The organism is Pseudomonas ceruminis (assembly GCF_021602025.1).
Taxonomy (GTDB): Bacteria; Pseudomonadota; Gammaproteobacteria; order Pseudomonadales; family Pseudomonadaceae; genus Aquipseudomonas; species Aquipseudomonas ceruminis.
This window is the reverse complement of record NZ_BQHW01000080.1, coordinates 1-470: the sequence shown is the minus strand read 5'-3', so window position 1 is coordinate 470 and position 470 is coordinate 1. Positions and strand designations below refer to the sequence as shown.

At 63.8% G+C, this 470-nt stretch carries 1 protein-coding gene; it reads left to right on the top strand.

Features of this window, described 5'->3' with window-relative positions:
- The coding region (locus tag L6D80_RS29880) for an Ig-like domain-containing protein (RefSeq protein WP_236183112.1) at positions 1–470 on the top strand (470 nt) is incomplete at both ends.

Below are 470 nucleotides of genomic sequence, written 5' to 3'. Positions count from 1 at the left end.
GAAGTAGGCGCCACGGTGCAAGTACGCGATGGCGCAGGCAACGTGCTGGCTACCGGTACCGTAGGTGCCGATGGGACCTTCCAGCTCACCTTGAATCCGGCAGTGAAGGATGGCTCGTCGCTGCAAGTGACCCTGACCGATGCTGCTGGCAATGTGTCGCCGCCCGGTTCGGTGACTTCTCCAGACCTGCAGCCGCCAGCTCAACCGACCGACTTGGCCCTGGCCAATGGCGTCACCCTGACGGGTCGTGGTGAACCGGGGTCTACGGTTCAGGTAAGGGATGCGTCCGGCACTGTGATCGGTAGCGGCGTGGTAGGTGCAGACGGCACCTTCAGCCTGACCCTGTCGCCTGCCCAAGCCAACGGCGAAACCCTCGATGTGCGCTTGGTGGACGCCGCCGGCAATACCTCTGCGCCGCTTGAGTTCCAAGCGCCGGATACCACCCCACCGGCCGAAGTCAGCAATATCGT